This window comes from Dyella sp. (assembly GCF_035486915.1).
Classification (GTDB): Bacteria; Pseudomonadota; Gammaproteobacteria; order Xanthomonadales; family Rhodanobacteraceae; genus Dyella_B.
In genome coordinates this window covers 1-19,419 of record NZ_DATHMR010000034.1, presented here as the reverse complement: position 1 = coordinate 19,419, position 19,419 = coordinate 1, and the positions used below count along the sequence as shown (strand labels likewise).

Genomic DNA, 19,419 nt, shown 5'->3' with positions numbered 1-19,419 from the left:
CGATGGGTAAGACGGCCTTCTCGTTGAACATTGCCGAAGCGGCTGCTTTGCGCGCCAAGAAACCTGTGGCGGTATTTTCGATGGAAATGTCCGCCTCACAGCTGGCGTTTCGTCTGATCTCGTCGGTCGGCCGCATCCATCAGCAACATCTGCGCAACGGCGATTTGGCCGAAGAAGACTGGCCGCGCGTCACCAACGCGATTGCGCTGCTTTCGGAAGCGAAAATCTTTATCGACGATACGCCCGGTCTCTCGCCGGTGGAATTGCGTTCGCGTGCGCGGCGTCTGCACCGTGAGCACGGCGGCCTTGGTCTGATCGTCATCGACTACCAGCAGCTGATGCAGGTGCCGGGCAATAAGGAAAATCGCGCGACGGAAATCTCGGAGATCTCGCGCTCGCTGAAAGGTTTGGCGAAAGAGCTCAATGTGCCCGTGATTGCACTGTCGCAGTTGAACCGTTCGCTGGAACAGCGCGCCGACAAGCGACCGATGATGTCCGACCTGCGCGAATCGGGCGCTATCGAGCAGGACGCCGACGTCATCATGTTCATTTACCGCGACGATTACTACAACAAGGAATCGCCGGATAAAGGCCTCGCCGAGATCATCATTGGCAAGCAGCGTAACGGTCCTACGGACACGGTGAAGCTGACTTTCCTGGGTCACTACACCAAGTTCGAAAACTACAGCGCGGACAGCTATGTGGGGCATTTCTGAGGCGATTGCCTGCGGATTGCCATCGCATTGCCCTGATCTACCGCGCGCCAGCCGGTACCCTATGATGCAACGCTCACGCGCTTTCACGCTTTGAAAGCGCCGGGTTCGATCAAGTCAGGATCATGAGTCGCACTACTGTCGCCACCATTCACCTGGGCGCGTTGCGCCACAACTTGGAACGGCTGCGCGAGTTGGCTGCGCCAGCCAAGGTCATGGCTGTCGTCAAAGCCGATGCCTATGGTCATGGTCTGGAACGCGTTGCACGCGCGTTGAATGGTTCGGCGGATGCGTTTGCGGTGGCGTCGCTAGGCGATGGATTGCGCTTGCGCGCGGCAGGGCACCGTCAGCGCATTGTCGTGCTGTCGGGTCCGGATCAGGCGGGCGATATTGCCGAGATGCAGCGCCTTGGTCTCGATGCGGCGATCCATCACGAAAGCCAGCTTCAGTGGCTATCCGAAGCCTCGCCGACGCGTGGACGTGTTCATGTCTGGCTGAAGATCGACAGCGGCATGCATCGGCTCGGTTTCGCGCCAGAACGTGCAGCGGCCGTGCATCAACAGCTGGCGACGATGCCGGGCATCGATCCCGACATCGGTTTGATGACGCATTTCGCCGAGTCCGAAGTGTTTGACGGTGAGCGTACGCTCGAGCAGATCGAGCGCTTTCGCGACGCAACGCGTGGGCTGGCTGGCCCACGCTCGCTTTCCAACTCGGCGGCAGTGATCGGATGGCCTGACGCGCGCGGCGATTGGGTGCGCACCGGTGGCCTGCTTTACGGACTTTCCGTTGTGGACGGAAAAAGCGGCGCAGATTTCGGTTTCCGCGCCGCGATGACGCTGTCGACCCGCTTGATTGCGATCAACGCCATCAAGCGTGGCGAACGCATTGGCTACAACGGTTTGTGGGACTGCCCGGAAGATATGCCGGTGGGTGTTGCGGCGGTCGGTTACGGCGATGGCTATCCGCGCAGCGCAGTCGCCGGAACGCCCGTGCTTGTCGGTGACAAACGCGTGCCACTGATTGGCCGCGTATCGATGGATCTCATCACACTCGACTTGCGTGATGCGCCGGACGCCAAAGTAGGTGACCGCGTCACGCTGTGGGGTCCCGAGCTTCCCGTCGAAATCGTCGCCGCACAATCAGGCACCATCAGTTACGACCTCACCTGCGGCATGACGCGCCGTGTGTTATTCGTCGAAGACGAAGCATGAATCGCGTGTCTCGCGTCATGCGACCGGCAAACGCTAAGCTTCCTCCATCGATCATCAGCGCATAACGCCATGGCCAAAGCCAAGACCGCCTATGTCTGCACCGATTGCGGTGCCGAACACAACAAGTGGCAAGGCCAGTGCGTGGAGTGCAGCGCGTGGAACACGTTGTCAGAATTTGTGGTGCAGCCTGCACAGAAATCGGTGGCTGCTGCGCGACAGGGCGGTTATGCCGGTGCGGTCAATACCGTGCCGAAAGTGACGCCGTTGACGGACGTACTGATCACCGCCGAGTCGCGCACGCTTACCGGTATCGGCGAGCTGGATCGTGTACTGGGCGGCGGTTTGGTCGACGGCTCAGTGGTGCTGATCGGCGGCGATCCCGGCATCGGCAAATCGACACTGCTACTTCAGATGCTGGGCAAACTCGGTGAAAAGCTTCCCAGCGTTTATGTGACCGGCGAAGAGTCGCTGGCGCAGGTCGCGTCGCGTGCCCAACGACTCGACCTGCCGTTGCACCCCTTGCATGCGCTTGCGGAAACCGGCGTTGAACGCATCCTCGAGCAAGTCGCGTCCACGCGCCCGCGTGTTTTGGTCATCGACTCGATTCAGACGATCTGGACGGAGTTGCTCACCGCTGCGCCCGGCTCCGTTAGTCAGGTGCGCGAATCTGCTGCGCGGCTCACGCGTTTCGCGAAGGAAAGCGGTACCTCGGTCTTTCTTGTCGGCCATGTCACCAAGGAGGGCGGTATCGCCGGTCCGCGCGTGCTGGAGCATATGGTCGATGCGGTGCTGTATTTCGAAGGCGAGTCCGGCAGCCGTTTCCGCGTGCTGCGTGCTTTCAAGAATCGCTTCGGCGCCGTGAACGAGCTTGGCGTTTTCGCGATGTCGGAAAAAGGCTTGCGCGAGGTTCCGAATCCTTCGGCCATTTTCCTGTCCGCGCACAGCGGTCCGACATCCGGCAGCGCAGTCATGGTGACGCGCGAAGGCACACGCCCGTTGCTGGTCGAAGTACAGGCCCTGGTGGATCAATCGTCGCTGGGCAATCCGCGCCGCGTCGCGCTAGGTCTTGAGCAGAATCGCCTGGCAATGTTGCTGGCGGTGTTGCATCGGCATGGTGGCGTTGCCGCTTATGATCAGGACGTCTTCGTCAACGTTGTCGGCGGCATTCGCGTGCAGGAAACAGCCGCCGATTTGCCAGTGCTACTGGCGGTGCTTTCGTCACTACGCGACCGGCCGCTTCCCGAGAAAACCATTGCGTTTGGCGAAGTGGGCTTGTCTGGAGAAATTCGCCCGGTTCCAAATGGCGAAGAACGCTTGAAGGAAGCTGCACATCACGGCTTCCGCCGCGCCATCGTGCCGAAGGCAAACGCGCCCAAGCAGGGGCGGGTAGGTGAGATGGAAGTCATCGGCGTCGAGCGTTTATCGCACGCTATCGACGCTTGCCGCTAACGAGGGCGCGGCTCAGTTCACCGTGCGATGCAAAATCAGCTCAAGCACGAACTTCGAACCGAAGAACGCCAGCACCAGCATCCCCATGCCGATCAGCGTGAGATTCACCGCGCTACGACCGCGCCAGCCATGACGCCAGCGCCCATAGAGCAGGGCGCCAAATACCAGCCACGCGATGATCGACAGCACGGTTTTGTTGACGAGGTTCTGTCCGAACAGGTTGTCGACAAACAGGATGCCGGTCAGCAGCGTCAACGTAAGCAACACAAAGCCTGCGGCAATCAAGCGGAACAGCAGCGATTCGGTGAGCGTGAGCGGCGGCAGCGCGCTCAGCCACGGCCCTAGCTGACGATGCCGCAGCGCGCGTTCCTGGATTGCCAGCAAAATCGCCATGGCCGCTGCAATCGATAGAACGCTGAAGGCAAGCAGCGCAACAGTGACATGCAGCTTGATGTGCCAGTCCATCGGCATGGGTGCCGTGGGCGCTGCCAGAAAGCTATCGGCCAGCAGCAGCAGCGCGCTGAGCGGGAAAACGATCACACCGAGTGCGGCGACCGGACGCGTCAGGTTGACCAGCAACGTAAGCGCCGACACCACGCATCCGACCAGCGATAGCGCCGCAAAAAAATGCAGATCCAACGCACCGCGATGCACGGCAAGCAGCTGGGCAGCATGTGTCACTACGGCGATGGTGGCGATCGCGAGCGCCGGTCGCGCGCCGGCCGCGGGCGCTGGCGTGGTCGTAGTGCTTCCGGTAAATAGCGGACGCGCCAACAGCCCGCTGGCGAGCAGGTAGCAAACGATCGCGAAGACAGAAAGGGCGGCTAGCATCGAGGGTTAGTTTGGCATACGGCCGGGGCCGGGTGAACGCGGCGTTTTGACCGGCACTTGCACTTTATTTAGATATTTGTCTAAATATCTATGGATGAATTGGAACCGTCGCTGAGCCGTGAAACAGCAAGCCGTCTTCAAAGCTCTGGCTGACCCCACGCGTCGCGCGATTCTCAAGCGACTGCATGGCGGCGCCATGAGCGCGGGCGAAATCGGGTCAGCGTTCGATATCACCGGCGCGTCGCTCTCCCACCACTTCGCCATTCTCAAGCAGGCGGATCTCGTGCGCACCGAACGCCGGGGCCAATTCATTGTGTACTCCCTCAACAGCACCGTGATGGAAGACCTCACCCGCATGGTGCTCGACCTGATTCCGTCCAGTGGCGGAAAAGGAGGCAAGCGATGAATCCCGTACGCAGTCTCTTGTTGTCGGCGTTGTTCCTGCTGATGTTGCTGGCGGCGTATCTGTGGCTGCTCCCGCAGATGCCAACGGTGATTCCTACGCATTGGAATGCGCAAGGACAGATCAACGGCTACATGACGCCCTTCAAAGCGGTCGCCGCACCCATGCTCGTCATCGCCGGACTTGCGTTGCTCACGATCCTCCTGCCCGCCATTTCTCCGCGGGGTTACCGCATCAAACCGTTTGCTTCGGTGTTCACGATTGTGATGTTGGCCGTGCAGGCCTTCGTGCTGGTTACCGCGTTCGGTGTGCTGTTGAACGGCGCAGGACATCCCATGCACCAGCCGCTTGTCACCACGGTTGGGCTGGGACTGCTCTGGATGGTGATGGGCAATTACATGGGCAAGCTTCGCAAGAACTTCTTTGCGGGCATTCGCACACCTTGGACGCTTGCCAACGACGAAGTATGGGAACGGACACATCGCATGGCTGGCTGGGTCTTCATGCTGGCGGGGCTGGTGACGGTCATCGCTGCGTTCGCCGGCGCGCCGTTGATGGTGGCGATTTACGTGCTGGTGGGTGCAGCGCTTATTCCTGCCATTTATTCGTATGTCATCTATCAGTGGCTGCAGTGAAAACCCCGATTACCGAGGAGAAAGACATGTACTCACGGACACTCATCGCATGTGTAGGTGTCACCGGATTTGTATTGGCGACTGCGAGCAATGCTGATCCGACCGCAGCATGCCGAACGAACGCGCAGGCCGCGCTGACCGCCTTTACGCACGGCGACTACGATCAAGCCGTGAAAAATTTCGCGCCGAATATTGCAGCGAACGTGACGCCCGATAAGTTGAAGGATGGATGGATTCAAATCCAGGGTATGGCAGGTGATTTTCGTCAGCTCGGCGCGTTGCAGCCGCGCACCCTGAACGGCAATAACCTGCTCGTAGCGGACATGGATTTTTCCAAAATGCCGATGGCCGCACTTGTGGGTTGCGATGCGCAAGATCGCATTACGACATTCCGAGTCGTGCCGGCAGACGCGCTGCCGAACGCTTCCGCGCAAGCATCGGCGCCGACATCGGCAACGGGAATTGCGAGCAAGCTGAATGTCATGTCGCCGTATGGGTCGCTGCCGGGAACACTCGTGCTGCCGAAAGGAAAAGGCCCGTTTCCGGCGGTGTTGCTAGTAGGTGGCTCAGGTAATCACGATCGTGATGAGACACTGGGACCGAACAAACCGTTTCGCGATCTGGCCGACGGTTTGGCGACTGCGGGCATTGCGTCATTGCGTGTCGAAAAACGTACGCACGTATTCGGACCGCAAGCGATTGGTACCCATTTCACGCTCGATGACGAAGTCACCGAAGATGCGTTGACAGCATTGAAGCAGTTGGCCGCGCAACCGGGTGTCGATCCCAAACGCGTGTTCGTGCTGGGCCACAGTCTTGGCGCATTTATGGCGCCGCGCATCGGGCAGCGCGATCCGCAACTGGCGGGCGTGATCATGATGGCTGCACCGATGCGTTTCGATATCGATCTTTTGATTCGACAAACACGCCGCCTTGCACAGATGCAGGACGCCTCTGCCGATCAACTGAATGCGCAGCTCGCGCCCCTGATCAAGGCACGCGATGCACTGGCGCACGCCGATGCCGCGCATCCGCCCGCTGGAGATTTCTTCAATGCACCCGCCAGCTATTGGCTCAGTGCACGCGACTACGATCCTGTTGCGATCGCAAAGCATCTGAGCGAGCCCGTGCTGATCCTGCAGGGCGGTGCGGATTTTCAGGTGTCCCCGCAGGAGGAGTTCACAGGCTGGCAGGCAGCTTTCGCGCACGACCCACGTGTGAAGCTGGTCCAATACCCGGGTCTGAGTCATCTTTTCATGCTTGCGGGCAATCCGCCTTCGCCAAAGGATTACTTCAAGCCTGCACATGTGGACCCAAGGGTGATCCAGGACATCGCCGACTGGATCAAGGCTCAGCCGGCGCATGCCTGAGCCAGACGAGCGTCTCTGCTATATTTGTCAATCCGTTTGACCCTCATACGACGTAGACGCCCATGTTTGAGTCGCTCAGCCAACGCCTCTCCACCACCGTCAACCGCTTGCGCGGTCGCGGTCGACTGACCGAGGAAAACATCCGCGAAAGCCTGCGCGAGGTGCGCATCGCGCTGCTCGAAGCGGACGTCGCGCTGCCTGTTGTGCAGGCGTTGATCGAACGCGTAAAAGTGCGCGCGGTCGGTCAGGAAGTGCTGAAGAGCCTTTCGCCCGGTCAGGCGTTGGTAAAAGTGGTCAGCGATGAATTGACCGCGCTGATGGGCACAGCCAATACCGAGCTCAATCTTGCCCAGCAGCCGCCCGCCGTCGTGTTGATGGCTGGTCTGCAGGGTGCCGGTAAAACCACTACCGTGGCCAAGCTCGCGCGCTTCCTCACCGAGCGTAAGAAGAAACGCGTGATGGTGGTGAGCTGCGACGTGTATCGTCCGGCCGCTATCGAGCAGCTGCGCACGCTGGCCGAGCAGGTGGGCGTGAAGTTCTTCCCGTCCGACGCCGGGCAGAATCCGGTGGATATCGCCAAGGCTGCGATTGTCGCTGCGCGCAAGGAGGTGATCGACGTGCTGTTGGTCGACACCGCCGGCCGTTTGCATATCGACGAAGCGATGATGGCGGAGATCAAGGCACTCCATGCCGCGATAACACCCATCGAAACCCTGTTCGTCGTCGACTCGATGACCGGTCAGGATGCCGCCAACACGGCCAAGGCATTCAGCGAAGCATTGCCGCTTACCGGCGTTGTGCTGACCAAGACCGATGGCGATGCACGCGGCGGTGCGGCTTTATCGGTGCGTTACGTCACCGGCCGTCCGATCAAATTCCTGGGCGCGGGCGAAAAGACCGACGCGCTGGAACCGTTCCATCCGGACCGCATCGCGCAACGCATCCTCGGCATGGGCGACGTGTTGTCGCTGGTCGAGGAAGTGGAGCGCAAGGTCGATCAGGAAAAAGCGCAGAAGCTCGCCACGAAGGTGATGAAGGGCAAGCGTTTCGATCTGAACGACATGCGCGACCAGCTCGAACAGATGGCCAATATGGGTGGCCTTGCGGGTCTCATAGACAAGTTGCCGGGCGTTTCGGGACTGCCGGACGAAGTTAAAAACAAGGTCAACGACGGCGAAATCAAGCGCATGGTCGCGATCATCAGCTCGATGACCAAGAAAGAACGCCGCCATCCGGATTTGCTGAACGGCTCGCGCCGCGCCCGCGTGGCACGCGGATCGGGCACCCAGCCAGCGGATGTGAACCGTTTACTGAAGCAGTACATGCAGATGGAAAAAATGATGTCCAAGCTCTCTAAGGGCGGCTCCAAGGGTCTGCTGCGGCAGATGCGGGGCGCTATGAAGGGCATGGGCGGGATGGGAGGCGGCTTCCCTCCGATGCGCTAAATGCTCGAATGCTCGTCATTCCGGCAAAGGCCGAAATCCAATGTCCTCAGGCTGGATCTGGGCCGAGGCTTTCCATGCGTTATCCCACTGGATTCCGGCCTGTGCCGGAATGACGGCTTTACGGTAAGTGGTTTGCAGGGGCCGATTAAGCCTAACCCCTTCCTTTTTCCTCGAATTTCATTAAAATGTCGCGTTTACCGCGTCCGTTCTAGGACGCGCTTGCCGAGCATGCCGGCAACTCTGGAGCTTTTACTATGGTTAAGATTCGTCTTTCGCGCGGCGGCGCCAAGGGCCGTCCGTTCTACCACGTTGTCGTGACCGATCAGCGCAGTGCGCGTGACGGCCGCAGCATCGAACGCGTAGGTTTCTACAACCCGACGGCGGCAGGCAAGGACAAGCGCCTTGAGCTGAACGTCGCGCGTGTTCAGGAGTGGGTCGGCAAGGGCGCTCAGCTGAGCGACAAGGTTGCCTCGCTTCTGAAGGAAGCCGGCAAGCAGGCTGCTGCCTAAGCATGACTGCAGCCGGTCGACGCGTCCTTGTCGGACGCATCGTCGGACTGTACGGCGTGCAGGGTTGGCTCAAGATCGAATCTTGGACCGAACCCCGTACGCAGATCTTCAAGTATCAGCCCTGGCTGCTTTCATCGGCGCCGGACCAGGTAACGGAGATCAAAGGCATCACAGGTCGACCGCAGGGCAAGGGCCTTATCGCCAAATTGCCTGAGGTCGATGACCGGGAAGGCGCCGCAGCGCTGGTGGGATACGACATCTACGTCGCCCGCGAACTGCTGCCGCCCCCCGGCAAAGATGAGTACTACTGGGTCGATCTCGAAGGTCTTGAGGTCGTCACCACAGAAGGCGTGATGTTGGGGCGGGTGACTCACCTGTTCGCAACCGGCGCGAATGATGTGGTGGCTGTAAAGGATGGCGAGCGCGAGCGGCTGATTCCTTTCGTCCAGGGTGTTTACGTGCGTTCGGTGGATTTATCCGGTGGACGCATGGTGGTGGACTGGGACCCCGAGTTTTAACCGAGTCTGGTGAGGGTCCGATGCGCATCGATGTCGTCACGCTGTTTCCCGACTTCATGCGCCAGTGTGCTGCCGTCGGTGTTGTAGGACGCGCGCAGCAACGCGAGTTGTTGCAGGTGGAAACCTGGAATCCGCGCGATTACGCCACCGACAACTACCGTACCGTGGATGGCCGCACCTGCGGCGGTGGTCCCGGCATGGTGATGCTGATCGAGCCATTGCGTGCAGCCCTCAAAGCCGTACGTGATGCCGCACCGGAACCGGTGCATGTGATTTATCTCAGTCCGCAAGGAGCGCGGCTGACGCAGGGCAGAGTGGAAGCGCTGGCGAAATTGCCACGAATCGCTCTGCTGTGTGGACGTTACGAAGGTGTGGACGAGCGTCTGCTGGCGCACGAGGTCGACGAAGAGTTATCCATCGGCGACTATGTGCTGTCCGGCGGCGAGCTAGGCGCCGCGGTGATCATCGATGCCGTGGGCCGCTTGCAAGACGGTGCGTTGAACGATGCGCAATCGGCCGAGCAGGATTCGTTTTCGAACGGTTTGCTCGACTGTCCGCACTATGCAAGACCGGTGCATGACGCACTGAGCGATGTGCCGGAGGTTTTGCTCTCTGGCGATCACGCGGCCATTCGCCGCTGGCGCCTGAAGCAATCACTGGGACGGACCTGGTTGCGGCGTCCCGATTTATTGGCGCAACGCGCGCTGGATGCAGAATCCCGAGCGTTGCTGGATGAATTTCGTCGTGAATATGCTCGAGAAGAGCAGGCTAAGCAGCCATCACGACAAAACGATGCGGTCAATGACGACCGCAATCATTGAGAAAAGACAGGTGTTGCCATGAACAAGATCATCGAACAGTTCGAAGCCGAGCAGATCACCCGCCAGCTGCCGGAGTTCGGCCCTGGCGACACCGTGATCGTCAACGTCAAGGTGAAAGAAGGTAACCGCGAGCGCGTTCAGGCGTTCGAAGGTGTCGTCATCGCCAAGCGCAGCCGCGGTCTGCATTCGGCCTTCACGGTGCGCAAGATCTCGCACGGTACGGGCGTGGAGCGCGTATTCCAGGCGCACAGCCCGAGCATCGAGTCGGTGACGGTCAAGCGCAAGGGCAAGGTGCGTGGCGCCAAGCTGTACTACCTGCGTGGTCTGGAAGGCAAGGCAGCTCGCATCAAGGAAGACATCGCCGCTGCTTCCTCCGCGGACTAATCCGGTACGCGACATTCGCATACGAAAAACCCGCGGAGCGATCCGCGGTTTTTTTATTTTCCGCGGTGCGAACGTGGATATGGCGTATTGTCATATTTGTCAAAAAGCTCATCGTTCATAGCGGCGTGCAAATTCCCGCATCGGTGACAACGAGTTCAAACGCAAACCGAGAATTTGATCCCATTTTCGTGGCATTTGCTGCCATATGTGCGCAACATACATAGATCATGATGCGGTACGCTGTTTTCGCATCGAAATGGGTCGGCAGCGGATCGGGCTGCACGATATTGCCAAGGGGGACTTTCCAATGTTTCAACACTCTTTGCGAGTGCGCCTGCTGCTGCCTGTGCTGGCCTTGGTACTGCTTGCTGTTATCGCCACCGCTGCAACGCTGGCCTGGATTGAGGCGGCGCGCGTGCGCACCGAAGCTGCAGCATCCATCGACAATCAGACCAGCGGGCTACAAAGTCTGCTGGGCGTTACACGTTCGATCATGCTCGATCGCGTGCACAATTCCATGCATCTGCTGCGCCAGGAAAGCGACCAATTGGGGACGCCCGGCCAGGGACAGCCGATCAAGGCAAATAACCGAGATGCCAACGATCTGCTTTTCGGCGATAAGCCGCAGGGCAATCAGTTCCAGCTAGTGGATGACGTTACGGCCACGATGGGCGGCACCGCGACATTGTTCTCCAGGACAGGCGACGACTTTGTGCGCGTGTCTACCAATGTGAGAAAGGACAACGGCGATCGTGCGATCGGCACGGTGCTCGATCCGAACGGCCCCGTGATCGTGCAGATCCGTCAGGGCCACAGTTTTTATGGCGTGGTGGATATTCTAGGTACGCCCTATGTAACCGGCTACGAGCCGATCTACACGCTAGGCGACACCAAGCCGATCGGCATCTGGTATGTGGGCTACAAGACGGATTTGGCTGCGTTGGACGATGTGATCAGCAAAAGCCGCGTGCTCGATTCGGGATTCGTCGCGCTATTCGACAGCAAGGGCAAATTGCGCTTCCAGTCGAAGACGGGCTCGACGGTCGATCCGGCGGTGATGACCCAGATCGCACAACAGCAACCCGCGGACTGGACGGTCGAAAAACAAGATGTATCGGGCTGGGGGTTCACGCTGGTGGCGGCCTATCCCAACAGCGATATCAATCACGTCATCGCTCGCCAGACGCTATGGATTGGACTGGCCGGTTTGCTGATCTGTCTGCTGCTGCTGGGATTGCAGTCGGCGCTGATCTGGCGTCGCGTATTGCAGCCGATCCGGCGGCTGACAGACGTGGCCGATGCGCTCAGCATGGGCAAGTTGAATACGCCGATCGAGGAGGTCAAACTTAAGGACGAAATCGGCAGCCTCGCCAAAGCTATCGCGCGCCTGTCCAACAGCGTGCGTCTGGCGATGGAGCGGCTTGCCAAGCGATGACATCGAACGTCCATGATGCGCTCCTGATGTACGGGACAGAACATGGTTAGCGAATTTCGCCCATTGATCGAAGTGCTGCGCGAGCTGCGCACGCTCGTACAGAAGAAGACATCGGGGTTCTTCTTCATCGCGACGGAGAACAATCACTCGTCCACGATCATGCTTCGCAATGGACAGGTCGAGGAAGTGACGTTCAGTCGTTATCGCAACGACGAAGCGATCAAGCAGCTCGCCCGCGTATCGGCAGCGCGTGCCCGTTTTCAGCCGGGAGCTGCAGCAACGCCAGCGAGCGCCGGCACCAGGATGCCGCTGAGCGAAGCGGCTCTGCAGTGGCTGCTTGGAGGATTTGAGAGCGACATCGGTTTGCGCAAATCCGCTGCGCCCGCGCCTGCACGCACATCGGCGCCGACGATGGATGCTTCTGCCAGTCGTGAGCGAATCGAGCAGGTGGCGTTGAGCTACCTGGGGCCGATCGCCCCACTGCTGTGCGATGAAGCATTTTCGGCATCGAACAACGTCGAGCTGGTCCTTCAGCACATCGCGAAGAATCTCTCCACGGCGGAGGAGTCCGAGCGCTTTCTGCAGGAGGTTTACGCCGCTCTCGCCAAAGAGTAGTCGGCCACCTTTGCGATCATGTAGCGAGCGGGGGCTTTACCGTGCTCGCTTCAAGCAATCGTCAGATATTGATCAACAGCGGCTGCGGTTCCTGCAGGAAGTTGCCCTGTACGAAGTCCACGCCACAGGCAAACAGTAGCGACGTGCTCGCCGCATCTTCGACCCATTCGGCGACCGCCATGCGCTTCATTTCGTGCGCCTGCTGGCAGATCTCGGTGATCTTCTTCTGATTCTCCGGATGCTGCGGCAGATCGGCCATGAAGCTGCGGTCGATCTTCAGGTAATCCGCGTCGATATGATTGAGCAACTGGAACGAGTTGAGGCCCGAACCGAACTGTTCCAGCGCGAACTGGCCGCCAAGGTTCTTCCACGCATTGATGAACTCCTGCGCGGGGCGAAGCATGGTCACCACTTTGCTCTCGGTCATTTCCAGTACAAGGCGTCCACGCCTAAGGCTGGCATTCTTGAGTGTCTTGTCCAGCCACGGCAGCAGGGTAGCCTGCTGTTGTAGCGATTCGGATGTCAGCTTGACGAAGAACGTGGTGGGTACGCCGGCACGATCGCGTGCCTTCAATGCATTGATTGCCTGGTTGAGCACCCAACGGTCGATCTCAGCGTTGAGGCCATACTTCTCGGCAATCGGCATGAAAAAGCCAGGCGACACTTCACCCTGCGGGCCGTTCATGCGCAGCAGGAGTTCGGAGTAATCACCTTCTGCGTCCTGCAGGCTGATGGTTTGCTGGTGGTAGAGCATGAACTCGTTCTGCGTCAGTGCCTGACGCAGCAAGCCCAGCCAATTGCGTTCGCGTTCGGCGTCGGCCTTCTCGCGTGCCGCAGGATCATGCAACTCGTTGCGATTGCCACCCTGGCCCTGCGCGCTGCGCAGCGCCTGGCTGGACTGGTTGAGCAACATGTCGGTGTTGGCGTTCCTTTCGCCCAGCAGGCTGCCGCCGATGCTCGCCGTCAACGTGATGGACTGCGTGCCGAGATCGAAGATCTCGCGCGAGATCGTCTGCTGAAGCCCGGATATCCACTCTCGGATCGCTTCATCGTTATCCGTGTGCAGGATCACACCGATCGTGTGTTCGGCAAGCAGGCCGGCCACATCTTCCTGGCCCAGCTGCATGCTCACCCGATGCGCGAACGCGGCGAGCAGTTCGTCGGTCTTGCCCAGTCCGATACCGTTGACGATCTGCGACCAGTTGTCCGGTTCGATCAACAACAAGCTCTGACCTTTGCGGCCTTCGCTCGCGGCGCTTACCGCGTTTTCGATGAACTCCAGCGTGCGTGCACGATTGAAAAGACCCGTCACCGCATCGCGCTGCAATTGCTCCACCAGCGCGGGGTCGACCTGCTGGCGGCGGAATACGATCTGCAGGCAGGTCTCCCCTTCAAACGTCGCGTGCGCGAATTCCGCCGTGGCAGGGAAGGTGCTGCCGTCGGCCCGACGCGCGTGCAGCTCCATCCGGTACTCCGCCTTTTCTCCGCGTGAGAGCGCACGCAGCAAGGCCTTGAAGTTGTCCGCATCCGCCGGACCGATCAGATCGAGCACTGGCAGACCAAGCAGGTCGTCGTAGTCGGCATAGCCGAATGTATCCAGATACGAGCGATTGGCACGCACGTGCATGCCTTCGTGCACGTAGGCAATGGGATCGTTCGACGAATCGAGCAGCGCATCGCAACGACGCTCGGATTCGCGCAACGCCGATTCCAGGCGACGCACCTGACGGCGCATGTGGAGCGATTCGAACTCGCGCTTGATCACCGTCACCAGCTGCTTAGGTTGCGCGCGCGAGCCAACACCTTGCGCACCATCCTGGAACATCTCCGCAACGATCTGGTCATCGATCTTGGATACGCAGGCCAGCAGGGCGATGTCGCGCGCGCTGGCGTCGATCTGCTGCACCACGCTGCGCAAGGGCAAACCATTGACGCTGGGATTGAACAGCACCAAGTCGGGTCCGAGTTCCTCGAGCGCCGCGTGAATCTGGTCGGGGTTAGTGGCCCGGGCGGGGCGAACCGCTACGCCCGAATTGCGCAACAAAGTAATGATCTGTTCCGCGTCCTCGACCGAGTTTTCAATGAAGAGGATCTTTATAACGGAGTCTGTCTTCATGGGCGGTACGTGCTTCCTTGGATAAGGCCGCCCATGGAACACCCGAGGACAAGCCGGCACTAATACCTGTTTTAACGGATTCTGCATAACCCCGCTAGCGCCAATTCACCCATTGGTGACCGAGCGCATGTGAAGACAGGGACTTACAGCGGTCGTTTGGATGGATCGCCACCTACTTCGCGCACCAGTTTGGGCACAAGATAGCCAGGCAGTTGGCTGCGCATAGAAGTGACCAGCGACTGTGCCCGAGCGTCATCCACTTCGAAATGCGCTGCGCCTTGCACGCGATCGAGCTGATGCAGGTAATAAGGCAGCACCCCCGCGGCAAAGAGGCGTTCCGATAGTGTGGTCAGCGTCCGGGCATCGTCGTTGATACCGCGCAACAACACCGATTGGTTAAGGAGTGTTGCGCCGGCTTCACGCAGGCGGGCGCAGGCAGCATCCACCTCCGCATCGAATTCATTCGCGTGATTGGCGTGCAGCACCACAACCTTTTGATGGGCCAGGGAGTGCAGCCATTCAACGAACGGACCGTCGATGCGTTCGGGCAATACGACGGGCAGACGAGTGTGGATGCGCAAGCGCGTGACATGCGGGAGGTTCATGAGCCCCCGGCTGAGTTCCTCAAGCTTGCTGGTGGCTAACGACAGAGGGTCGCCGCCCGAAAGAATCAGTTCGGTAATGGACGTGTCTTGCCGCACATATTCCAGCGCTTGACGCCACTGACCTGCCGCGGCCATTTCTTCGCCGTACGGAAAGTGCCGGCGGAAGCAATAGCGGCAATTGATGGCGCAGCTGCCGCTGGCGATCAGCAGGGCGCGGCCCTGGTATTTGTGCAGTACGCCCTGCGTTTCACGGGACGCCATATCGCCCACGGCATCCTCCACAAAACCCGGCACCCGATCGAGCTCGGCCAGCTGAGGTAACACCTGCAGCAGCAACGGATCGCGAGCATCGCCCTGCCGCATGCGCGCCGCAAAACCGCGCGGTACGCGCAGCGCGAAGCCGGCGTCTTCAGCGGGCAGGCGGTCGGCCAGATGGCCTAGCTGGAGCAGATCGAGCAGCTCGCGACCATCGGTAATGGCATCGCGCCAGAGCTGCCGCCAATCCGCCAGGGCGGGCGATGTAATGCGGGCGCCTGGGCTTGCGGTTATCATAGTGGGCTCTATACGGGCCGTATGGCCTCTAAAGCAGTCTATTTTACCCGCTGATCGCAGCGGTTTTCCTTATCCGGAGCGAAGTGCATGGCCAGTTACGATCTGAATGGCGTCAAGAACGGTCTGAAGATCATCGTCGACGGCGATCCCTACATCATCACCGAGGCGGAGTTCATCAAGCCGGGCAAGGGCCAGGCCTTCACCCGTATCAAGATCCGCAACCTGCTCAACGGCCGCACCACGGAAAAGACCCTCAAGTCGAGCGACTCCTTCGAGGGTGCCGACGTGGTCGATACCGACATGCAGTACCTCTATAGCGACGGCGAGTTTTGGCACTTCATGCACCAGGAGTCGTTCGAGCAGCACCAGGCCGACGCCGCTGCAATGGCCGAAACCGCCAAGTGGCTGAAGGGCGAAGAAGAGTGCGTGGTCACGCTGTGGAACGGCCGTCCGATCTCCGTGCAGGCACCGAACTTCGTCGAACTGAAGATCGTCGAGACCGACCCGGGCCTGCGTGGCGACACCTCGGGTGGCGGCGGCAAGCCGGCCAAGCTCGAAACCGGCGCGGTCGTGCGCGTGCCGCTGTTCGTGAATCAGGAAGAAATTATCAAGGTCGATACGCGTTCGGGCGAATATGTCAGTCGCGTGAAATGACGCATCGGCCCGCGCTTTAGCGCGGCTTGCCAATGCGTCATCCCTGCGAAGGCAGGGATCCAGTGAGGTACTGGTGCGAGGCGCCCTTTATTATTTTTTTGCGATCAAGAGCCAAAGTCACTGAATTCCAGCTTCCGCTGGAATGACGAAAACAAATGGGGCGGGCATCGTAAGATGTACCGCCCCATCTCGTATCCATCCCCAGCAAGGCATTCATGATGAGCCAGAACGCTCCGCAGACCGTCGATCTACTTATCGAGGCCCGCTGGGTCGTACCGGTCGAACCGCACGATGTCGTGCTTGAGCATCACGCCGTCGCCGTCGATGGCGATCGCATCGTCGCAGTGCTTCCCATCTCCGAGGCGCGCGATGCTTACGCGCCGCGCGAACGCGTCGAGCTGGGCGAGCATGTATTGATTCCCGGCCTCATCAACACGCACACGCACAACCCGATGACATTGATGCGCGGCCTTGCCGACGACCTGCCGCTGATGGTCTGGCTGCAGCAGCACATCTGGCCGGTAGAGGCCAAAGTCATCGGCCCTGAATTTGTGCGCGACGGCGTTGAACTTGCGGTCGCGGAAATGATTCGCGGGGGTACGACCTGCGCGAACGAAAACTATTTCTTTCCCGAAACCATCGGCGCGACGTATCGCAAGCTCGGCTTCCGCGCGATGGTCGGTTTGCCGATCATCGAATTTCCATCCGCGTGGGCCAAGACCCAGGACGAATACTTCGAGCGCGCCGGTGAAACGCACGATGCGTTCCGCAACGACGCGCTGATCCGCACGGCCTTCGCGCCTCATGCGCCCTACACCGTGTCGGACGAATCATTCGAGCGCATTCGCGTGCTTGCCGATCAGCTCGATATCCCCGTGCATCTGCATCTGCACGAAACCGCGCACGAGGTCGAGGAAGAGCGCAAGAAATCGGGTTTGCGTCCGTTCCAGCGGCTGCAGAAACTGGGCCTTGTCAACGACCGCCTGATTGCGGTGCACATGACGCAGCTGACCGACGGAGAAATTGCGGCCTGCGCGGAGGCCGGCGTTTCCGTGGTGCATTGTCCCGAGTCGAATCTCAAGCTTGCTTCGGGCTTCTGTCCGGCCGAGAAAATCCGCAAGGCTGGCGTGAACCTCGCCATCGGCACGGATGGCTGCGCGTCCAACAACGATCTGGATATGTTCGGCGAAATGCGCACCGCCGCGTTGCTCGCCAAAGCAGTCGCTGAAGACGCCGCGGCATTCGACGCCGGGTTCACATTACGCGGGGCGACCATCAACGCCGCGAAAGCGCTGGGCATGGAAGAACAGATCGGCTCCATTGAAGCTGGCAAGCAAGCTGACCTCGCTGCCGTGCGTTTGAGCGATCTGGAAACGCAGCCGCTTTTCCACATCATTTCCCAGCTCGTCTATGCAACCGGACGGCATCAGGTCAGCGACGTGTGGATCGCCGGCAAGCGCAAACTCGCTGAGCGCGAACTGGTGGATATGGATACTGCCGATATCCTCACGCGTACACACGCATGGCGTGAACGCATCGCGGCTATTTGACACGCCATGAATCGCTACCTCGTTCTTCTTATTCGCCGTCCGCAAGTCGATCCTGCGGTAGTGCCATTGCATCAGCAGTTTCTTGAAGACCTGCGTGCCGAAGGCCGTAACGAGATGTCAGGTCCGTTCGGCGACAAATCCGGTGGCGCCTACCTTCTGAAAGCCGCATCGATGGACGAAGCGCGCGAGATTGTCTTCCGCGATCCGGCCCACACCAGCGGCGGCTGGGATATCACGTTATACGAATGGCACGCCCACTAAGCTTGGCGTGTTCTGCAGGAGTTCGATGATGGAAACCACGCAAAACGTCAGTCACGACGAAATCGCTCGCTTCGACCGGCTCGCCTCGCGCTGGTGGGATCCGGACGGTGAATCGCGGCCGCTGCATGATCTCAATCCCACTCGCTTCGCCTACGTCGCATCGCGCGTATCGTTGCGTGGCGCGAAAGTCGCGGATATCGGATGTGGCGGCGGACTGTTGAGCGAGGCCCTGGCCCGCGCCGGCGCAGACGTCGTCGGCATCGATCTTGGCCTCAAGGTGATCGAAATTGCACGGCTGCATTTGCACGAATCCAACCTTGTGGTCGATTACCGCAAGCAATCCTCTTCGGAACTCGCGGCAACCGAGCCAGCCAGCTTCGATGCGGTGTGCTGCATGGAAATGATCGAACACGTCCCCGATCCTGCTGCATTGGTGCAGGATCTGGCCGCGATGCTCAAACCCGGCGGACGTCTTTTCATGTCCACGCTCAATCGCACACCTGCCGCCTTCGGCGCCGCGATTATCGGTGCCGAATACATCGCGCGCATGCTGCCGCGTGGCACGCATCATTACGCGCAATTCCTCAAACCTTCCGAACTTGCGCGCCTGCTGCGGCAGGCGGGCTTGGAACTGGAGGACGTGAGCGGTCTGGGCTACAACCCGGTCAATCGCAAGGCATGGATAAGCCGCGTTACCGCCATCAATTATCTTTTGAGCGCACGCAAGCCCGCATGAAATCGCTTCCCGAATCGCCGCAGGGCGTCCTGTTTGATCTGGACGGCACCTTGATAGACAGCGCGCCGGATCTTTACGCTGCGCTCAATGCGTATTGCGATGAAGTCGGTGCGCCGCATGCGCAGTACGAAGCTATGCGCGACGTCGTATCGCGCGGTTCGCGCGCCATTCTTGGTTGTGCATTCAAGGAGAGCGACGAGGCGCTGATCGAACGCATGCCGCGGTATCTGGAGCTTTATCACTCCATGATGTGCCGCCAGACGCGTCCGTTCGACGGTATCGATGCTTTGCTCGACGCGCTGGAAAATGCGGGCATGGCATGGGGCATCGTCACCAACAAGCCGGGTTATCTCACCGATGACCTGGTGGAACAGATCGGCTGGAGCGATCGTGTTTGCGCGAGTGTTTCCGGTGACACCTTGCCCGTGCGTAAACCCGATCCCGCACCGGTACTGCTCGCTTGCGAACGCGGTGGTCTGACGCCGTCGCGATGTCTTTTTGTCGGCGACGACCGTCGCGATATCCAAGCCGGTCGCGATGCGGGATTGTTCACCGTCGCCGTGAAGTGGGGATATCTCGATGGTGGCGATCCGCATGCGTGGG

21 protein-coding genes are annotated in these 19,419 nt (G+C 60.0%); 18 read left to right on the top strand and 3 right to left on the bottom strand.

Annotation, left to right across the window (positions count from 1 at the left end; all coding sequences use genetic code 11):
- From VK725_RS03500 to radA, 3 genes are all read left to right on the top strand, one after another.
- Nucleotides 1–716, top strand: a 716-nt coding sequence (locus VK725_RS03500) for a replicative DNA helicase (protein WP_325316666.1), incomplete at its 5' end; no start/stop codon positions are given.
- Nucleotides 717–838: 122 nt separating this feature from the next.
- A complete protein-coding gene (gene alr, locus VK725_RS03495; RefSeq protein ID WP_325316665.1) occupies nucleotides 839–1,927 on the top strand; it encodes an alanine racemase in 1,089 nt (362 codons plus the stop codon).
- Nucleotides 1,928–1,996: 69 nt separating this feature from the next.
- Nucleotides 1,997–3,376, top strand: a complete 1,380-nt coding sequence (gene radA / locus VK725_RS03490) for a DNA repair protein RadA (protein WP_325316664.1) — start codon at nucleotides 1,997–1,999, stop codon at nucleotides 3,374–3,376.
- Between the two features lie 12 nt (nucleotides 3,377–3,388).
- On the opposite strand, the gene VK725_RS03485 is transcribed toward radA, so the two are convergent.
- On the bottom strand, nucleotides 3,389–4,207 hold the full coding sequence (locus VK725_RS03485; protein WP_325316663.1) for a cytochrome C assembly family protein: 819 nt from the start codon (nucleotides 4,205–4,207) through the stop codon (nucleotides 3,389–3,391).
- A gap of 118 nt (nucleotides 4,208–4,325) precedes the next feature.
- Here VK725_RS03485 and VK725_RS03480 point away from each other — a divergent pair, with 118 nt between their 5' ends.
- From VK725_RS03480 to VK725_RS03435, 10 genes are all read left to right on the top strand, one after another.
- Nucleotides 4,326–4,613 (top strand): autorepressor SdpR family transcription factor, encoded by a 288-nt coding sequence (locus tag VK725_RS03480; protein ID WP_325316662.1) that lies wholly within the window; start codon nucleotides 4,326–4,328, stop codon nucleotides 4,611–4,613.
- Nucleotides 4,610–5,245, top strand: coding sequence for an SdpI family protein (locus tag VK725_RS03475; RefSeq protein WP_325316661.1), 636 nt, complete (start codon nucleotides 4,610–4,612; stop codon nucleotides 5,243–5,245). Before VK725_RS03480 ends, VK725_RS03475 begins: the two co-directional genes overlap by 4 nt.
- A gap of 26 nt (nucleotides 5,246–5,271) precedes the next feature.
- Complete coding sequence (locus tag VK725_RS03470; RefSeq protein WP_325316660.1) at nucleotides 5,272–6,615, top strand: alpha/beta hydrolase; 1,344 nt, start codon at nucleotides 5,272–5,274, stop codon at nucleotides 6,613–6,615.
- A gap of 62 nt (nucleotides 6,616–6,677) precedes the next feature.
- On the top strand, nucleotides 6,678–8,060 hold the full coding sequence (gene ffh, locus VK725_RS03465; protein WP_325316659.1) for a signal recognition particle protein: 1,383 nt from the start codon (nucleotides 6,678–6,680) through the stop codon (nucleotides 8,058–8,060).
- 254 nt (nucleotides 8,061–8,314) lie between these two features.
- Nucleotides 8,315–8,569 (top strand): 30S ribosomal protein S16, encoded by a 255-nt coding sequence (rpsP, locus tag VK725_RS03460; protein WP_126675009.1) that lies wholly within the window; start codon nucleotides 8,315–8,317, stop codon nucleotides 8,567–8,569.
- A 2-nt stretch (nucleotides 8,570–8,571) separates the two neighbouring features.
- The gene (gene rimM / locus VK725_RS03455; protein ID WP_325316658.1) at nucleotides 8,572–9,087 is read left to right on the top strand and encodes a ribosome maturation factor RimM; all 516 of its coding nucleotides are present in this window, start codon (nucleotides 8,572–8,574) and stop codon (nucleotides 9,085–9,087) included.
- Between the two features lie 20 nt (nucleotides 9,088–9,107).
- The gene (gene trmD / locus VK725_RS03450) at nucleotides 9,108–9,908 is read left to right on the top strand and encodes a tRNA (guanosine(37)-N1)-methyltransferase TrmD (protein WP_325316657.1); all 801 of its coding nucleotides are present in this window, start codon (nucleotides 9,108–9,110) and stop codon (nucleotides 9,906–9,908) included.
- An 18-nt stretch (nucleotides 9,909–9,926) separates the two neighbouring features.
- Nucleotides 9,927–10,292: a 50S ribosomal protein L19 gene (rplS, locus tag VK725_RS03445; RefSeq protein ID WP_325316656.1), complete on the top strand. Its 366-nt coding sequence runs from the start codon at nucleotides 9,927–9,929 to the stop codon at nucleotides 10,290–10,292.
- A gap of 307 nt (nucleotides 10,293–10,599) precedes the next feature.
- Entirely contained in the window at nucleotides 10,600–11,727 is a 1,128-nt protein-coding gene (locus tag VK725_RS03440; RefSeq protein WP_325316655.1) for a Cache 3/Cache 2 fusion domain-containing protein, read from the top strand.
- 42 nt (nucleotides 11,728–11,769) lie between these two features.
- The gene (locus VK725_RS03435; protein ID WP_325316654.1) at nucleotides 11,770–12,342 is read left to right on the top strand and encodes a hypothetical protein; all 573 of its coding nucleotides are present in this window, start codon (nucleotides 11,770–11,772) and stop codon (nucleotides 12,340–12,342) included.
- 61 nt (nucleotides 12,343–12,403) lie between these two features.
- Here VK725_RS03435 and VK725_RS03430 read toward each other — a convergent pair whose 3' ends face one another.
- Together VK725_RS03430 and epmB are read right to left on the bottom strand one after the other, a co-directional pair.
- A complete protein-coding gene (locus VK725_RS03430; protein WP_325316653.1) occupies nucleotides 12,404–14,458 on the bottom strand; it encodes a GGDEF/EAL domain-containing response regulator in 2,055 nt (684 codons plus the stop codon).
- 143 nt (nucleotides 14,459–14,601) lie between these two features.
- Nucleotides 14,602–15,615 carry an EF-P beta-lysylation protein EpmB gene (epmB, locus tag VK725_RS03425; protein ID WP_325316652.1) on the bottom strand — a complete coding sequence of 338 codons (1,014 nt, stop codon included), beginning with the start codon at nucleotides 15,613–15,615 and terminating at the stop codon, nucleotides 14,602–14,604.
- A gap of 87 nt (nucleotides 15,616–15,702) precedes the next feature.
- Between epmB and efp the strand changes: the two genes are divergently transcribed.
- The 5 genes from efp to VK725_RS03400 all read left to right on the top strand — a co-directional run.
- Nucleotides 15,703–16,269: an elongation factor P gene (efp, locus tag VK725_RS03420; RefSeq protein ID WP_126675015.1), complete on the top strand. Its 567-nt coding sequence runs from the start codon at nucleotides 15,703–15,705 to the stop codon at nucleotides 16,267–16,269.
- Nucleotides 16,270–16,487: 218 nt separating this feature from the next.
- Entirely contained in the window at nucleotides 16,488–17,819 is a 1,332-nt protein-coding gene (locus VK725_RS03415) for a TRZ/ATZ family hydrolase (RefSeq protein WP_325316667.1), read from the top strand.
- Nucleotides 17,820–17,825: 6 nt separating this feature from the next.
- Entirely contained in the window at nucleotides 17,826–18,080 is a 255-nt protein-coding gene (locus VK725_RS03410; RefSeq protein ID WP_325316651.1) for a YciI family protein, read from the top strand.
- Nucleotides 18,081–18,105: 25 nt separating this feature from the next.
- Nucleotides 18,106–18,816: a bifunctional 2-polyprenyl-6-hydroxyphenol methylase/3-demethylubiquinol 3-O-methyltransferase UbiG gene (gene ubiG, locus VK725_RS03405; protein WP_414648442.1), complete on the top strand. Its 711-nt coding sequence runs from the start codon at nucleotides 18,106–18,108 to the stop codon at nucleotides 18,814–18,816.
- The coding region (locus tag VK725_RS03400; protein ID WP_325316649.1) for an HAD-IA family hydrolase at nucleotides 18,813–19,419 on the top strand (607 nt) is incomplete at its 3' end. The genes ubiG and VK725_RS03400, both read left to right, overlap by 4 nt.

Bases quoted from the DNA above. Each gene is read 5' to 3' on its own strand.
- alr (WP_325316665.1), top strand. From the start codon at position 839: ATGAGTCGCACTACTGTCGCCACCATTCACCTGGGCGCGTTGCGCCAC.
- radA (WP_325316664.1), top strand. From the start codon at position 1,997: ATGGCCAAAGCCAAGACCGCCTATGTCTGCACCGATTGCGGTGCCGAA.
- VK725_RS03485 (WP_325316663.1), bottom strand. From the start codon at position 4,207: ATGCTAGCCGCCCTTTCTGTCTTCGCGATCGTTTGCTACCTGCTCGCC.
- VK725_RS03475 (WP_325316661.1), top strand. From the start codon at position 4,610: ATGAATCCCGTACGCAGTCTCTTGTTGTCGGCGTTGTTCCTGCTGATG.
- VK725_RS03470 (WP_325316660.1), top strand. From the start codon at position 5,272: ATGTACTCACGGACACTCATCGCATGTGTAGGTGTCACCGGATTTGTA.
- ffh (WP_325316659.1), top strand. From the start codon at position 6,678: ATGTTTGAGTCGCTCAGCCAACGCCTCTCCACCACCGTCAACCGCTTG.
- rpsP (WP_126675009.1), top strand. From the start codon at position 8,315: ATGGTTAAGATTCGTCTTTCGCGCGGCGGCGCCAAGGGCCGTCCGTTC.
- rimM (WP_325316658.1), top strand. From the start codon at position 8,572: ATGACTGCAGCCGGTCGACGCGTCCTTGTCGGACGCATCGTCGGACTG.
- trmD (WP_325316657.1), top strand. From the start codon at position 9,108: ATGCGCATCGATGTCGTCACGCTGTTTCCCGACTTCATGCGCCAGTGT.
- rplS (WP_325316656.1), top strand. From the start codon at position 9,927: ATGAACAAGATCATCGAACAGTTCGAAGCCGAGCAGATCACCCGCCAG.
- VK725_RS03440 (WP_325316655.1), top strand. From the start codon at position 10,600: ATGTTTCAACACTCTTTGCGAGTGCGCCTGCTGCTGCCTGTGCTGGCC.
- VK725_RS03435 (WP_325316654.1), top strand. From the start codon at position 11,770: ATGGTTAGCGAATTTCGCCCATTGATCGAAGTGCTGCGCGAGCTGCGC.
- VK725_RS03430 (WP_325316653.1), bottom strand. From the start codon at position 14,458: ATGAAGACAGACTCCGTTATAAAGATCCTCTTCATTGAAAACTCGGTC.
- epmB (WP_325316652.1), bottom strand. From the start codon at position 15,615: ATGATAACCGCAAGCCCAGGCGCCCGCATTACATCGCCCGCCCTGGCG.
- efp (WP_126675015.1), top strand. From the start codon at position 15,703: ATGGCCAGTTACGATCTGAATGGCGTCAAGAACGGTCTGAAGATCATC.
- VK725_RS03415 (WP_325316667.1), top strand. From the start codon at position 16,488: ATGAGCCAGAACGCTCCGCAGACCGTCGATCTACTTATCGAGGCCCGC.
- VK725_RS03410 (WP_325316651.1), top strand. From the start codon at position 17,826: ATGAATCGCTACCTCGTTCTTCTTATTCGCCGTCCGCAAGTCGATCCT.
- ubiG (WP_414648442.1), top strand. From the start codon at position 18,106: ATGATGGAAACCACGCAAAACGTCAGTCACGACGAAATCGCTCGCTTC.